The 14782-nt window shown below is 70.5% G+C and carries 12 protein-coding genes; 2 read left to right on the top strand and 10 right to left on the bottom strand.

The genetic code is table 11. From position 1 onward, the window contains the following. Window positions 1–4: 4 nt before the first annotated feature. From ABFX54_RS00170 to ABFX54_RS00130, 9 genes are all read right to left on the bottom strand, one after another. Window positions 5–1231 carry an enolase C-terminal domain-like protein gene (locus tag ABFX54_RS00170; protein WP_346100780.1) on the bottom strand — a complete coding sequence of 409 codons (1227 nt, stop codon included), beginning with the start codon at window positions 1229–1231 and terminating at the stop codon, window positions 5–7. Further along, entirely contained in the window at window positions 1228–4173 is a 2946-nt protein-coding gene (locus ABFX54_RS00165; RefSeq protein WP_346100779.1) for a glycoside hydrolase family 38 N-terminal domain-containing protein, read from the bottom strand. Before ABFX54_RS00165 ends, ABFX54_RS00170 begins: the two co-directional genes overlap by 4 nt. Beyond that, window positions 4170–4982 (bottom strand): carbohydrate ABC transporter permease, encoded by an 813-nt coding sequence (locus ABFX54_RS00160; protein ID WP_346100778.1) that lies wholly within the window; start codon window positions 4980–4982, stop codon window positions 4170–4172. The genes ABFX54_RS00165 and ABFX54_RS00160 overlap by 4 nt, the downstream gene beginning before the upstream one ends. Beyond that, window positions 4979–5830 (bottom strand): carbohydrate ABC transporter permease, encoded by an 852-nt coding sequence (locus ABFX54_RS00155; RefSeq protein ID WP_346100777.1) that lies wholly within the window; start codon window positions 5828–5830, stop codon window positions 4979–4981. The genes ABFX54_RS00160 and ABFX54_RS00155 overlap by 4 nt, the downstream gene beginning before the upstream one ends. Window positions 5831–5858: 28 nt before the next feature. Beyond that, entirely contained in the window at window positions 5859–7109 is a 1251-nt protein-coding gene (locus ABFX54_RS00150; protein WP_346100776.1) for an ABC transporter substrate-binding protein, read from the bottom strand. 42 nt (window positions 7110–7151) lie between these two features. Then, window positions 7152–7847: a FadR/GntR family transcriptional regulator gene (locus ABFX54_RS00145; protein ID WP_346100775.1), complete on the bottom strand. Its 696-nt coding sequence runs from the start codon at window positions 7845–7847 to the stop codon at window positions 7152–7154. 93 nt (window positions 7848–7940) lie between these two features. Further along, window positions 7941–8462 (bottom strand): DUF305 domain-containing protein, encoded by a 522-nt coding sequence (locus ABFX54_RS00140; RefSeq protein ID WP_346100774.1) that lies wholly within the window; start codon window positions 8460–8462, stop codon window positions 7941–7943. A 67-nt stretch (window positions 8463–8529) separates the two neighbouring features. Then, window positions 8530–9855, bottom strand: coding sequence for a Tc toxin subunit A-related protein (locus tag ABFX54_RS00135; RefSeq protein ID WP_346100773.1), 1326 nt, complete (start codon window positions 9853–9855; stop codon window positions 8530–8532). Between the two features lie 747 nt (window positions 9856–10602). Next, window positions 10603–11739 carry a phosphotransferase gene (locus ABFX54_RS00130; RefSeq protein WP_346100772.1) on the bottom strand — a complete coding sequence of 379 codons (1137 nt, stop codon included), beginning with the start codon at window positions 11737–11739 and terminating at the stop codon, window positions 10603–10605. 85 nt (window positions 11740–11824) lie between these two features. Here ABFX54_RS00130 and ABFX54_RS00125 point away from each other — a divergent pair, with 85 nt between their 5' ends. Beyond that, window positions 11825–12808: an LLM class flavin-dependent oxidoreductase gene (locus ABFX54_RS00125; RefSeq protein WP_346100771.1), complete on the top strand. Its 984-nt coding sequence runs from the start codon at window positions 11825–11827 to the stop codon at window positions 12806–12808. A 66-nt stretch (window positions 12809–12874) separates the two neighbouring features. Here the strand turns inward: ABFX54_RS00125 and ABFX54_RS00120 are convergent, their stop codons facing one another. Then, window positions 12875–13801: an RNA polymerase sigma-70 factor gene (locus ABFX54_RS00120; protein ID WP_346100770.1), complete on the bottom strand. Its 927-nt coding sequence runs from the start codon at window positions 13799–13801 to the stop codon at window positions 12875–12877. A 123-nt stretch (window positions 13802–13924) separates the two neighbouring features. Between ABFX54_RS00120 and ABFX54_RS00115 the strand changes: the two genes are divergently transcribed. After that, the gene (locus ABFX54_RS00115) at window positions 13925–14770 is read left to right on the top strand and encodes an SDR family NAD(P)-dependent oxidoreductase (RefSeq protein ID WP_346100769.1); all 846 of its coding nucleotides are present in this window, start codon (window positions 13925–13927) and stop codon (window positions 14768–14770) included. The last annotated feature ends 12 nt before the right edge of the window (window positions 14771–14782 follow it).

The following is a 14782-nucleotide window of genomic DNA, read 5'->3' as shown; positions in this document are numbered from 1 at the left end:
CACATTATGGTGCGATATCGCGCTCCGGGTCCGCGAAGCGCTCGTTGGGCACCGTGGCGTACCAGCCGGGACGCCCCGGATCACGGTCATAGGGGTAGCCGCCCTGCTCCCGGTAGAGCTCCGCGTACCGGGCCACCCGCTCCTTGTCCAGCCGCACGCCCAGCCCGGGACCGGACGGGACGGAGATGGCGCCCTCCGAGTACGCCATCTTGCCGCCCTCGATCACGTCGTCCCTGAGCTGGTGGTAGTGCGCGTCGGCGGAGTAGGTGAGGTTGGGCAGCACCGCGCCCAGGTGCAGCATGGTCGCGAGCTGGATGCCCAGTTCCCCCGACGAGTGCACGGCCACCCCGAGCTGGAACGTCTCGCACACCCCCGCCGCCTTCACGCACGGCCTGATGCCGCCCCAGAACGTGGTGTCGAGCAGGATCACGTCGGCGCCCCTGCGCAGCACGTTGGAGGCGAGCTGCTCGAAGTTGACCACCACCGTGTTGGTCGCCAGCGGCACCCTGACCTGCTCGCGCACGATCCGCAGCCCTTCGAGCCCCCAGACGGGGTCCTCCAGGTAGTCGTTGTCGAGGTGCTCGATGGCCTTGCCGAAGCGCAGGCCCTCGGCCACCGACAACACGGCGTTGGGGTCGTACCTGAGCCGGTCTCCCGGGAACGCCTCGGCCAGGGCGCGGTAGCACTCCAGCTCGTGGTCCGGCGGGAACACACCGCCCTTCAGCTTGTGCACGGTGAACCCGTGGGCCGCCTTGAGCGCCGCGGTGTGCTCGACGAGCTGGTCGGGGGTGCGGATCTCGGGATGCCCTTCTGCGGCGTACCGGAAGAACAGGTAGGAGGCGAACGGCACCCGGTCGCGCACGCGCCCGCCGAGCAGGTCGTGGACCGGCACCCCGAGGTGCTGGCCGATCAGGTCGAGGCAGGCGAACTCGATCGCGGCCAGCAGCTGCGTGCGGTTGTTGTAGAGCGAGGCCGTCGGGTTCGCGATCTTGAAGCGCAGCGCCTCAAGCTGGAACGGGTCGTGGTCCTTCAGGTACGGCAGCAGCGCGCCGAACGCCGCCTCGGCGCTCTCGCCCCCGCCGCCCATCTCCCCCAGGCCGATCAGCCCGTTGTCGGCCTCGACCTCGACGATCGTGCGGACGAACCGGCCCCAGTGTGCGCCGTTGCTGTGCCGCAGCGGCGCTTCGAGCGGGACCGCGACCGTCGTGGCCCTGATGTCGACGATCTTCACTGACGCGTCCCCCTGACCACGGCCACCCCGCAGGCGGGCAGGCTCACCTCGGCCGGCTCGAATCCCGGCATCGTCACCGTCGCCCGCACCGGCTCGGCGGCCAGCGACTGCAGCCGGACGACGCCGTCGTGGCCGAGCGAGGTGATCAACACGTCCGGATGGTCGACCGACGCGTACGTCTCCGACACGTCCGGGCTGTCGGTGACCAGCACGCCGACGAACGGCTCGCACAGCCCGGCGGCGGCCGCGGCCCCGAGCCGCACGCCGGTGCCCGTAGAGGTCACAGTGCTGGACGTCACCGCGTAGCGGAAGGTGGTCTCGCCCTGCTGCTGGGTGGGGAAGTTGGTGTCCCAGATGTTGTTGAGCGCCCACGAGTAGACCGTGCCGTCCTCCTCGTCGAGGGTCGGCGGGAACGGCGCGTACGGCATGTGGATGGTGCCGAGCTGCACCAGCGGCGCCTCCAGCGTGGCCCACGCGATGCTCAGCCCCGGCTCGTCGAAGGCGATCCAGTGCCTGATCGGCAGCATGTACTCGGCCGAGCCCGGCACTCTGGGCACGTCCGGGCCGCCGACGCCGCCGGTCAGCTCCCAAGCGGTGGCCTTGCCCGCGGCGAACGGGAAGGCCAGGAAGACCGCCTCCTTGGCCGGGGTGCCCTGCTTGGCGAGCTGGTAGGTCAGGTCGAGCCTGGGCACGCCGATGTGCAGCTCGATCGTGGTGCGGATCCAGTCCACGCCCTTGCCCTGCAGCTCCACGACCAGCTTCTCGCCCACGGCCGTGCGCGTGACCTCCTTGACGGTGGCGTTGCGACCGATGGCGCGGTCGCCGAGCAGCGTGCGGTCCTGCGCACCGACATGTCCCGACATGTGGTTGAAATGGGGGGCGGTGGCGTACTGGTCGTAGACGTACTGGCCGAAGCCGGCCGCGGCCTCGCCGTTGACGAGTTCCCTGCCCGCGCGCTTGTCGAAGATCGAGCTGATGTAGCCCTCGCGCACGTCGTACGCGACGCGGTAGAACTCGTTCTCGATCACGCCGTCCCGGTCGAGCTCGACCGGCTCGGGCGCCTGTGCCTCGCCCGGGATGACGTCGATACGGGCGTAGCCGTAGCCCGGTATGTCCGGCACGACGGCGTGCACGTGCCGCCCGATCGGCCTGGTCGGCCAGTCGGCCGGGTCCACCAGCTCCTCGTGGTGCGGCAGCGTCCGTCCGGTCCGCGAGTCGACCAGCGCGATCGGCACGTCCGCGCCCACCACGTCGCGCGGCAGGAACGCGCGCACGACGTCGGTGCGGGCCCAGGTGGCCGGGTTGAAGACGGCGAAGGAGGCCAGCGCGCCGCCCTCGGTGCCCCGCTCCGACAACGCGGCGGCGAACCTGCGGGCCGCGGCGTGCAGCAGGTCGCTCGCGTCGTCCTGGGCGGAGTAGGCGCCGGAGGACTTGCGGGTCCACTGCAGGCCGCCGGAGTCGCCGCCCTCCTCGGCGTCCTCCCAGGGGTTGGCCGCGCCCCAGGTGTGCTCGTTGAACAGGGCGACCTTGTCGTAGGCGGCGTCGATCTGCTCGGTGGCGTCCACACCGGCCAGCGTGTGCAGCGTCTCGGCCACGCGCAGGGCCGACTGGGCCCGGCGGACGTACCCGAGCGGGCGCGCCCCCGAGCCCAGCCCGTCGGCCCACCAGTCGGTCCAGTCGCCCTCGTGCACGGAGAGCCGGTCGAGGTAGTGCTCCTCGACATGCTCGAAGAAGTCGCTGTTGACCGCCGAGCGCAGGCGCGGGAAGGCCCACTGCTCGTTCCACCGGCGCGCGATCGTCGCGGGCACGATCGACGGGCCCGCGTTGTCGGCGTGGGCGCCCTGCACCCGCAGGTGCAGCACGTCCAGCTCGTACGGCTCCTTCGGCGCGTCGGGCCCCTGCCAGCCGAACGTCCCGGGCCCGTACGGATAGCCCCGCGTGGCCAGCGCGGACAGGTAGCGTGGCAGCAGGTCGTCGGCCAGCTCGTAGGAGTCGGTCAGCCCGACCGTGTTGCCCTCCATGTACGCCATCCCGTGCGGCGTGTCGGTGAACCACACGATGATCTCGTTGCCGCTCGGCGCCCGCCACCGGAACGGCCGGGTGAGCTTGTCGCCGCCGTGCAGGTAGGGCACCGAACGCCCGGCCCAGTTGTGCGCGGCGGCCAGGTAGCGCACGCCCGCCTGGCTGAGCGCGTCCACCAGGCCCACGACCGCCCCCGGCACGTCGGTGTGCATGGCCGACCTGGTGGTGAAGCCGTGCCGCTGCTCCAACTGGGCGATGAAGCGCAGTTGCCGGTGCAGCTCCTCGGTCGAGCACGCCTCGGTGTGCAGCTGGAACGGCAGCGCGGTCACCTCGATCAGGCCCGCCCTGGCCAGCTCGGCGAAGGAGTCGACCATCTCCTTGGGCCGGGCGTCGAGCCACTTCAGCGCCGGCATCGACGACTCGACCGTCCACCTGAACCTGGCGTCGTCCGGCCAGGACGCGGTCTCCTCGGCCAGCCGCAGCGCGGAGTCGAGGTAGTCGAGGTGGTGGCGCAGCACCGTGCCCTGCGGGTCGGTGTAGCCGATGTCCAGGTGCGAGTGGTGCACCACGAACACGCTCCACTTGCGCTGCGGCGTCACCGTGATCCGCGCGCTGCCGACCACCCCGGCGTCGTCGCGGCACTCCAGGGTCAGCGCGCGCGGCGCGTCCACCTCGGGCACCAGCAGTGTGACGTCCCTGCCCGAGCCGCTGTCCACGCCCACGAGCACGTGCGTCAGCGGCTCGGTGCTGGAGACGCGCACGGCCTGGCGGCCGTCGTGGGTGAACAGCGGCAGCACCGCGACCCGCACCTCCAGCCCGCGCACGCTGATGACGGGCGTGGAGGTGTCGTCGCGCAGCGCCTGCCTGATCCCGTCGTAGTCGGGGCTTCCCAGGCTGCGCTGCAGCAACCGGCTGGTCATTGAACACTCCCTAGTGACAGGCCCCTGGCGAAGAGGCGCTGGGTGGCGAGGAACAGCACGACGGTCGGCAGCGAGACCACCAGCCCGGCGGCCAGGCCGACGGGGACGGGGGTGCCGGCGTAGACGTCGGTCATCAGGCCCGCGATGGCGGTCATCACCGGCCGCACGTCCTCGGTCTGGCTGAGGGTCAGGCCGAAGATGAGGTCGTTCCAGATGAAGGTGAACTCCAGGATGAACACGGCCGTCAGCGCCGTGAACGAGATCGGCAGGTAGATGCGCCAGAAGATGCGCCACGTGGAGGCGCCGTCCATCCGCGCCGCCTCGAAGATCGAGAAGGCGACGCCGGAGTAGAAGTTGCGCAGCACGAACGCGGCCAGCGGCACGTTGATCGCCGTGTAGACGAGGATCAGGCCGAGGCGGCTGTCGTACAGGCCGGCGTCGCTGTAGCCGACGAACAGCGGCACGAGCAGCATCTGCGAGGGGAACACGGTGCCGCCGAAGATCAGCAGAAACCACCAGAACCCGCCGCGCAGCCGCAGCACCACGATCACGTAGCCGGCCAGCGCCCCGATGATCACGCCGAGCAGCGGCGAGACGACGCTGTAGAGCGCGGTGCCGGCCAGGCTTTGCGACAGGTTCGCGCCCTCCAGGGCCTGCGCGAAGTTGTCGAACAGGGCGAAGTCGCCGGAGGGGATCCAGGCGCTGCCCGGATCGTACGAGCTCGCCGGCCTGGAGGCGTTGACGAGCAGCAGGTACGTCGGCCCGAGCCAGACCAGCCCGAGCACGATCAGCACGGCACGCCTGATCATGTGGCCGTCACCTGCCTCTTGAGGTAGAGGTAGGACGCCAGCCCGGTGACGACGGTCAGCAGCACGGCCACCGCCGAGCCGTAGCCGTAGTCGCTGGCCACGAACGTCTCCTTGTACATGGTCACCGCGAGCGTCTCGGAGTTGCGTCCAGGGCCGCCCTGCGTCAGCACCCACACGATGTCGAACGTCTTCAGCCCGGCCACCAGCGCGAGCCCGACCACGACCGCCGTCAGCGGCCGCATCAGCGGCCAGATCACGTGCCGGAACAGCAGCCAGCCCGCTGCCCCGTCGAGCCGCGCGGCCTCGATCGGCTCCTTGGGGATGGACTGCAGCCCGACGACGAACAGCAGCGTGTTCACCCCGAGCTGCTGCCAGGTCCAGACCGCGAGCATGGCGAACGTGTTGGCGGGCGCCTCCTGGAGGAACGCGGTGTCCACGCCGAGCAGGAGGTTGGCGATGCCGTCGTGGGACAGGATCGGGCTCCACACCATGGCCAGGCCCGCCCCGCTCAGCGCGTACGGCAGCATGAACGGCACCCGGTACCACGCGCCGCCCTTGATGTCGTACGACAGCACCGCGACCAGCAGCCCGAGCCCGACCGGCAGCACCATGGTGCCGATCACCCAGATGAGTGTGTTGCGGGTGGAGGTGAGCAGCGCCTCGTCCTGGAACAGCTTGGCGAAGTTGGCCAGGCCGACGAACGCCGGCGGCTCAAGGCCGTCGTAGCGGGTCAGGCTCAGGTAGGCCGTCCACACGAACGGCGCGTAGAGCAGCCCGGCGACGAGCAGGACCGCGGGCGCCACGTAGCCGTACCTGAACCGGCCGAGCATGGGAGCGGTGCTTCTCATGGCCTCGTCCCGTGAGGCGTTCCCCCGCTCACTGGTGGGTGCTCCAGTACTCGTCGGCGGCCTTCTGGATCGTCTCCAGGACCTCCTTGTACGTGCCGGGCTCGGTGACGAACTTGCTGAAGCCGTCGAGCGCGGCGGTCAGCACGGGCGGCGGCGTGGCCTCGAAGTAGCGGTTGACCAGGCGGTACTTGCCGCTGCCCGCGTCCTTGGTGACCGTGCCGAGCGCCTTGTCATCGATCGTCACCTTCGGGTTGGCGCTCACGTCGCCGCGGCTGGTCGCCCACTTCTCCTGGGCCTGCGCGGTCGTCCACCACTTCAGGTACTTCTGGCCGGCCTCGGGGTCGGCCGCCTTGGCCAGCGAGCACAGCGGGCCGCTCTCGAAGATCATCGAGGTCTTGGGCAGCGCGGGGTTCACGTTCGGGATGACGAAGAAGTCGTAGTCGGTGCCCGCCTTCATGTCCCGCGTGGTCATGCTGGTGTTGAACCAGGAGCCGAACGAGACCATCGCGGCCTTGCCGTTCTTCAGCACGTCGCCGGGGTCGGTCTTGTCGCCAGGGTTGATGAAGTAGCCGGCGTCGATGAGCTGCTTCCAGCGCTCCATCACCTGGACCACGCCGGGGTCGGTGTACTTGGCCTTGCCGGTGGCCAGGCGGTCGTACAGGTCGGGGTCGGTGCCGGCCATGAGCTGCTCGAACCAGACGAAGGAGAACAGCACGCTGGTGTGGTAGAAGGCCTTGACGCCGTTCTTCTTCAGCGTCTCGGCGGTGGCGACCAGGTCGTCCCAGGTCTGCGGGGGCTTGAGCCCGTACTTGTCGAAGATCTGCTTGTTGTAGAACATCCCCCAGTAGGCGACGTTCATCGGCACGCAGTACTGCTTGCCGCCGACGGTGTAGTAGGGCAGGAGGTCCTGCGACAGGTCGCCGGCCTTGATGGCCTCCTGCCAGATGGCCGTGGTGTCGGCCACCTGCTTCTGCTTGACGACCTCCTCCAGCATCCCCCCGGTCTGCCAGGTGAACAGATCAGGCTTGACCTTCGTCCGGAACGACGCCTTGATGAAGGCCTGGTACTGGGCCGAGTCGGTGTAGCCCGTCGGCTTCATGCCGAGGCCGATCTGCTGCTTGGACAGCGCGCCCATCTCGTCGAAGTACTTGGTCCACGCGCCCTTGTCGTTGTACAGGGTCAGCTCGGTCTTCTTCTGCGGCGCCTCGGCGCTGTTGCCACCGCACGCGGTCAGGACGAGCGCCGCCACGCCGAGCGTGGCCACACGTGACCGGAACATGGGCCGGCCTCCTTGGTTCTATCGGGGGGCTTTCATCGGGGGTTATCGGGGGCGCATCCTGTGCTGGATGACCGTCTTCACGTCCGCCAGGTGGCTGCGCATGAGCTCTTCGGCCCGCGCGGCGTCGCGCGCCTCGATGGCCGAGAGGATCGCCACGTGCTCCTCGTAGTCGCGGCGCCGGTCGTCGAAGATCTGCAGGATCTCGCGCTGCTCCGGGCCGTGCACGGTGAGCAGCGAGTCGACGACCTCGTGCAGGACGCTGTTGCCCGCCAGCCGGGCCGTGGCCCGGTGGAAGGTCATGTTCGCGTCGTGCAGCTCGGCGTCCTCGCCGCGCAGATGGCTGCCCGCCCCGTCGAGCACCTGCTTGAGCGTGGCCAGCTCCTCCTGGCCGGCGCGCTCGGCGGCCATGGCGGCCAGCGGGGGCTCGATCACGATCCGCGCGTCGAGCAGCTCAAGCAGCTGGGCCGCGCGGATCTCGCGCATGTTGGGGTTGGGCAGGACCAGCCGCTCGATGGCGGCCCCGACGTAGATGCCGGAGCCGTGCCGCAGCTCGATGGCCCCGGTGGCCTCAAGCCGGCGCAGCGCCTCGCGCAGGGTGGGAGTGGTGACGGCGAAGCGCTGGGAGAGCTCCCTGGTCGAAGGCAGCCTGTCGCCGGGCCGGTGCCCTCCCGTACGGATGAGCTCCAGCATGCGCTCGGTCAGAGCGTCGGAAAGCGTAGGCCGCGCCACTTCGGACATATCAAGTGATCTAATCACTTCTCGGCGGCGGCGTCTATGAGGAGTTCGGTTTTCCTGCGGTTCGTGGTTGTGCGGAGGATTACGGCCCGGCGGTCATTTCTTGATCAGGTCCATCATCAGGTCGATCTGCCCTCTGCGGGACGCCTGCACCTGGGCCGCCCACCGCTGCGCCCCCGGGTTGACCCCCTTCGCCACCTCGGCGGCGGCCATCTGCACGGCGTCGTCCTGGTGCGCGATCAGCAGGTTGCACAGGTCGTACTCGAAGTTCTTCGACGCCTTCAGCGCCTGGATCTGCTTGGCGTCGGTCTCCGGCTGGCCGCCGTGGTGATCGTGTGCGCCCGTGGCCGGGGTGAGCGGCTGCTGCCAGGAGTGCAGCCAGCGCAGCATCATCTCGACCTCGCCCTGCTGGGTGCTCTCGATCGCCGCGGTGAGCGTCTTCAGCTCGGAGGTGGTGGCGCGCGACGTGCCGACCTTGGCGATCTCGATGCCCTGCCGATGGTGCTGCACCATCATCTGCACGAACATCACGTCCTCGGCGTTGACCGGCTCCTCCGGCTCCTGCTGCCCGCACGCGGCGACCAGCAGGAGCGCGAGGACGGCTAAGAGTGCGCGCACCCGCATCAGCTCCTTTTAGGAAATCTTCCTAAATGATGCGATGCGGGGGCGCAAGTGCACTACCTCCTCATCGGCCGCGGGCCCGGTAGGTCAGCACCAGCCCGAAGCCGGTCAGCGCGGCCTTGTCGCCCTCGAACCGCAGCGACCAGGCCGCGCCGCCGGCCGAGAGCCCCGCCGTGGCCAGCAGCACGCCGTCGTCGAGCGCGAGCTGCCCGTCCCCGTCGAGCAGGAAGCGCGCGGGCGCCTCGCCGGCGACGTCGTAGCGGGGGAACAGGCCGGTGATCTGACGGCCGCCGATGCCGGGCAGCAGCTCAGGACCGATCGGCAGCGTCAGCCAGTCGCCCTCGCCCTGGACGAACTCCGCCCACTCGTCGGGGAACTCGGCCGCCACGTCCACGTAACGGGCGGCCGGGTACGGCTTGAGCATCCCTCTCACCGCGTTGGCGAACAGCTCGCCGCCCTGCTCGGCCGCGTACTTGACGGTGACGACGACGTCCAGCAGCTCGGGCGCGCCGGGGGCCGACAGCTCAAGACGCCACCGGGAGACCGCGCCCGTGCCCTCGAACGGCAGGTACCGGTCGTCGTCGTAACGCAGCTCGAACAGGCCGTTGTTCTCCTTGGACTCCTCCAGGTCCGACAGCGCGATCTGCTGGCCGGGCCGCCAGTTCGCCCGCAGCGTGTCCGGCATCGGCCCCTTCGGATCGATCAGGTACTTGACCGCCTTCGGATCGGCCGCCAGCACGGTCTTGCTGTCGAGCTGCGTGAGCGTGGCGTTGAGCCCGATCGGGCCCTCGGCCCCCTCGAACGAGACCGACAGCGTCCTGATCCGCCGCCGGTAGTGGCCGGGGAAGTCCCGGTCGAACAGCGGCTCGGTGAGCGCGAACTCGCACCGGCCGGTGGCCCGCAGGCTCAGCGCGGCCAGCGGGTCGAGCGCCAGCAACGACACCTTCTTGACGATCTCCAGGCCGCGCGTGTCGCTCTCCGCGTACGCCCGGCCCAGCCGCTCCAGGTCCACCGCGAGGCTCTCGCCGGCGAGCAGGCCCCTGCGCCGGCTCTCCCAGTAGACCGGCTGGATGAAGTCCGCCTCGCCCTCCGGGATGCCCCGTTCGTACTGGTAGGCCCGCTGCGCGGCGCGGGCCATCCCGTACGCCAGGTCGTAGCTCTGGAAGTACATAGCGGACAGCCGCCCGGACATCCACTGGTACAGCTGCGCGGTGCCGAACTTGTCGCGCATGAAGGCGTCGACCGACTCCAGGTTGGCGATCTCCCGCCTGAGCACCTCCAGCTCCCGCCGGGCCGCCTTGAGCTGGAGTTCCGCGCCGACCACCTGGTGGGTGAGCTGGGCCACGTCGCTCCGGGCCGTGCCGAGCTGCAGCCGCCAGTCCTCCACCATGCGCTCCTGCTCGGCCTGGACGCGCGCTCAGCCCGGCGGCCCGCCGGAACGCCTCGACGTCCGCGGTCCGCTCATTGCCGTACAGGCTCCTGACCCGAGCCTCGTCCCCCTCGGTCGTCGCGTTCGCGACGTCCTCGCGCGACAGGCCCAGGTACAGCCGGGCGACCGTGTCGGCGTCCGCGTACGGGGCGAAGAGGCGGTAGAGCTCCTCGGGGCCGACCTTGAGGTGGGCCAGATAGGTCCTGAACTCCGCCTCGTGCGGGGAGAACGGCAGCGCGAACGGATGGGCGGCGGTGCGCAGCGCCTCGTACGGGTCATCTCCCAGCAGGTGCTCCAGCACCCGGACGACGATGTCGAGGTACGGCGACTCCGCGAACGTGTTCTCCGCGTCCAGGAGGATCTTCCTCAGGTCCGGACGCCGCCCCTCCTCCAGCAGCGAAGGCCGGTCGAAGACCTTCTCCATGAGCGCCAGCAGGTCGGCGAGATAGGCGCCCGGCGCGTACACCGTCCTCGCCTCGTCCTCGCGCATGAAGTCGAGATCCACGTCGAAGAGCCGCTCATAGGCCGGCAGCGCGCGATCGATGGCCACGTGTCCTCCTCGGAAGGAGCCGTTGGACCGGCAAGAGCGGGAGGCGCGCCTCGTAGCCCGCCTCCTCGGCCGATGTCCTCCCGCTCAGAGGCCGGGCCGGCCCTGTGGATACCTGCCGCCCACGCCTGTCCGGATCCGGCCACCGGGCCGCGCCGGGTCTACTGGAGGGTGCGCAGGAAGGTGAGTGCTTCCTCGGTGTGATGCGTGGCGATCTCCGTCATGAAGTCACGGTCGGGGAAGTCGCCGTCCAGCAGCCGCAACGGCCCCGCCACCAGCGACAGGTGATGGGCCAGCCGGTAGAAGCGCAGCCGCCGCTCGTCCAGGCCGTCCGGCCGCAGCCGCCCGTAGTGGTCGCCGAAGCGGATCTTCAGGAAGACGTGCTCCCATTCGACGTCGAAGTACGACGCGCCCTCGATGTCGATGAGGACCGGCTCGTTCCGGTCGTCCAGCAGGATGTGATCCGGGCCGAGCTCGCCGTGGATGAGCCCGTGATCGGGTCGCGGGCGTACGGCGGCGTGCAGGTCACGCAGGGCGGCCTCGAACGCGTCCCGCTCGGCCGCGATCCGCCCGACCCGCCCGGCCGCCTCCCGCAGATCCTTCAACGACCACCGCAACACGACCCCAGGACACGAGCCCTCGTCGCCGCCGTCGCCCTCTTCCGGCCCGCCGTGATCGATTTCGGCGACCCGGCCGTGGCGGGGCGCCCGGCACGTGCTCATCAGCCGCAGCGACTCGGCCAGGCGGTCCATCATGGGCGCGGCACCCTCGGGGTCCTCCAGCAGCCGCGCTTCCAGGGTCCCGCCGCGCAGGTCCTCGACGACGGCGGCGTCCGACGGCAGCCACTCGCCGGCGCGGGAGGCGATGAGCAGGCGCGGCACGCGTACCCCGAGCTCTTCGAACCGCGTCCGGCTCGCCTCGAAGAGCTCCAGCCCGGACGGCTCCCCCACCGTCCCACCCTGACCGCCCCGGCCGTCGGGAGGACCGGAGACGCCCTGACCGCCATCACCGTCCTCACCGTCCTCACCGGCCTGACCGGCCTGACCGCCCTGACCGCCCTGACCGCCCTGACCGGCCTGACCGCTGGGGGCGCGCCAGAAGTCCTCGTCCTGGCTCCAGACGTAGAGGATGGCGCTGCGCCCGTCATCGGCCGACAGCCGGTAGACGCCCTTGCTGGTGCCGCCCCGCACCCGCTGCACCGTCACCGGCGTCCGGCCCGGACCGAAGACCTCCCGCGCCAGCGGCGCCACGTCATCCGCCCCGACGAACCGCCGCTCACCTGTCATGGGTTTTCGCATAGGGACGATCGTGGCTTTCGGCCACCCAGAACGCCACCGGGTTTCCCGTTGACCTCGACCCGACTTGAGGTTGCATCGTTGGCGCATGGGAAATTTCGCGATCGGCGTCATCCTGCCCGGGGTCGGCGTGCAGCGCAGGGACGGCCTCACGTTGCAGGAGGCCGCCAGGCACCTCGAACAGGCAGGGCTCGACGGGGCCTGGCACGGCGACCACCTCGCCATCGGCAGCCCGACCCTGGACGCCCCCGTCGCCCTGGCCGCCGCCGCCGCGGCAACCACCCGGATCAGCATCGGCACCAGCGTGTTCGTCCCCGCCATCCGCCCGCTCGCGTGGGCCGCCAAGCAGGTCGCCTCCCTCCAGTACGTCTCCGCCGGCCGTCTCGTCCTCGGCGTGGGCTCAGGAGGCGGTCCCGAGCAGTGGGCCGCGGCCGGCGTCCCGTACGGAGAACGCGGCCCCCGCACGGACACGGCCCTGGAACTCCTGCCGCACCTCGTGGCAGGCAAGCCCACCCCGCTCCCCGTCTCCGCGCGAGAGGACAGGCCGATCACCGAGCACGGACCGGCTGCCGAGCAGGGGCCGGTTGGCGAGCAGGGGCCGGTTGGCGAGCAGGGGCCGGTGATGGGGTTGGCGCCGGCTGTGGAGATGCCGCCTGTGTGGGTCGGGAACGCGTCGCCGGTGGCGATCCGGCGGGCCGCCCGCCTGGGAGACGGCTGGTTCCCGTCCCTGATCTCGCCGGAAGAGGTCGCCACCGGCCGGGCCAGGCTGGCCGAGCTGGCCTCCGGGTACGGCCGCCGTACCCCGATCATCGCGATCGGCGGCACCTCAGCCCTGGGCGGCGGCGACGGCCTGCCCACCCGGGAGGAGATCGCCGCCGGCATCAGCGGCGCCTACGGCCGCCCGCTGGACGAGGTGCTCGGCCTCCCCCTCACCGGCTCACCCGAGCAAGCGGCCGAGCACCTGGCCGCGTACCGGGAAGCGGGCGCGAGCCACGCCGTGATCGGCATCGCGGGCGGCGACTGGCGCACCCAGGTCGACGCCCTCGCACAAACCCGCGCCCTCCTGCACTGATCTCCTGACCAGGTACGCCTCCTGCGTCGCCCTCGACCCCGAGCCGCACCGACCTCGACACAACAGTCACGCCGTCCGCTGGTCACGGCGGGCCTGCTTCTTCTCTCGGATGACCGCGAGAGCATCGGCGACCGGACCCAGATGCCCGAGCTTGTCGGGGTTGGCGATCGAGCGGATGGTCTGGATGCGTCCGTCCAGGATGTCGATCGCCCAGGCGATGACGATCAGCCCGTCGCGGTCGCGGATGATCGCGCCCGGCTGCCCGTTCACCTCGTGCGTCTCCAGCGCCGCGCCGATCCGGGCGAACGGCGGGATGGCGACGGCCAGCACCCGTGCGACCTTCTCCGCGCCGAAGAGCGGAATCGTACTGCCGACCTTGCCGCCCCCGTCGTTGACCAGTTGCACCTCGGCGGCCAGCAGTTCCCGCAGCCCGTCCACGTCCCCGTCCTTGAGCGCGCCGAAGAACCGCTCGGCGAGCCGGTCGCGCGAGCGGCGATCCGCCTCGAAACGGGGCAGACCCGCGTCCATGTGGCGGCGCGCCTTCACCCCGAGCTGACGGCAGGCGGCCTCCGACCGCTCCACGGCGGCGGCGATCTCCCGATAGCTGAACGCGAACACCTCACGCAGCACGAAGACCGCCCGCTCAAGCGGGCTGAGCCGCTCCAGCAGGATGAGTGCCGCCATCGACACCGAGTCGGCCAGCTCCGCCGACCGCGCGGGATCCTGGTACGGGTCGCTCAGCAGCGGTTCGGGAAACCACGGCCCGACATACGCCTCACGCCGGACGCGGGCCGAGCGCAGCACGTCGATCGAGATCCGGGTCACCGTGGCCGACAGGAACGCCTTGGGCGACTCGGCCCGGGTCGCGGAGCCGTCGTAGCGCAGCCACGCCTCCTGTACGGCGTCCTCGGCCTCGCTCACGCTGCCCAGGATCCGGTACGCGATCGCGAACAACAGCGGCCGTAGCTCCTGGAACTCCTCCGTACGGGTCACGCCCTCACTGATACCTCATTCCCGACAAAAGTGGCATGGTGTCGGAGATCACATCCCGACCGGCTCACATCCGTACCGGGCTGTCTCGTCCTGGGGTTGTCACCCTGAAACGAGGAGCACACCATGCAGAAAGTCTGGTTCGTCACCGGCTCGAACCGCGGCCTCGGCCGCAACTTCGTCGAGGCCGCCCTGGCGCGCGGTGACAAGGTCGCCGCCACCGCCAGGAGCACCGCCGCCCTCAAGGAACTGACCGACACCTACGGCGACGCCATCCTCCCGCTGGAGCTGGACGTGACCGACAGGGCCGCCGTCTTCGCGACCGTGAAGCAGGCCAAGGAGCACTTCGGCCGGCTCGACGTCATCGTGAACAACGCCGGCTACGCCCAGGTCGGCGCGGTCGAGGAGCTGACGGAGCGGGAACTGCGCGACCAGCTCGAAACCAACCTGTTCGGCGCGGTGTGGGTGGTCCAGGCCGCGCTGCCGTACCTGCGCGAGCAGCGCTCGGGCCACATCGTCCAGCTGTCGTCGGCGGCCGGGATCATCGCGATGCCGCTCGGCGGCGCCTACCACGCCTCCAAGTGGGCCCTGGAGGGTCTGAACGAGGCGCTCGCCGGCGAGGTCGCCGAGTTCGGCGTCAAGCTGACCATGATCGAGCCCGCCGGGTTCGCCACCCGCGACGGCAACAACCCCGACCCGCTCGCCAACGGTCACATGGCCACCACCGACCCGGCCTACGACGCTCTCCGTCAGCGGCTCGGCGCGATGGCGGGCAAGATGCCCGCCGGAGATCCGGCCGCCGCGGCGCAGGCGCTGCTGAAGCTGGTCGACTCCGCCAACCCGCCGGTGCGGGTGCTGTTCGGCAAGGGCTTCTACCCGATGATCCAGCAGGCCTACGCCGCCCGGCTCAAGACCTGGGAGGACTGGCAGGACCTGTCGATCGAGGCCCACGGCACGCATGACGCCCGCTGACTGCCGTACGGC

The organism is Nonomuraea maheshkhaliensis (assembly GCF_039529435.1).
Lineage (GTDB): Bacteria > Actinomycetota > Actinomycetes > Streptosporangiales > Streptosporangiaceae > Nonomuraea > Nonomuraea maheshkhaliensis.
Note: the sequence above shows the minus strand (reverse complement) of the source record. Positions and strands in the feature narration are given on the sequence as shown.